The 300-nt window shown below is 75.3% G+C and carries 1 pseudogene; it reads left to right on the top strand.

Going from position 1 to position 300, the window contains the following annotated elements:
• Positions 1 to 300 (top strand): annotated as a pseudogene (locus tag IH13_RS0103810) (hypothetical protein); the annotation flags it as partial.

The following is a 300-nucleotide window of genomic DNA, read 5'->3' on the forward strand; positions in this document are numbered from 1 at the left end:
CGGAGCCGTTGCCGCGGCCGCCGCGGTCGTCGTGCTGCACGCCGCCGACCTGGACGGCGGGCCCGCCACCTTCGCCCTGCTGATCCTCGTCCTGACCGGCGGCACCGCACTCGGTATGCGCTCGGCGCAGAAGGTGCTGCCCGCCCTGTCACGGCGCCGGCTGCTGGCCATCGCCATCGCCGTCACCGGCGTCGCGCTCCTCGCCCTCGGCCTGGTGCCGGACACGGCGACCGGCGTGCTCCTCGCGCTGCTCGCCGGTTACGCGGCGGGGGTCGCCGCCCGCTGTCTCTTATACACATC

It is taken from the genome of Streptomyces sp. NRRL WC-3549, assembly GCF_000721935.1.
Lineage (GTDB): Bacteria > Actinomycetota > Actinomycetes > Streptomycetales > Streptomycetaceae > Streptomyces.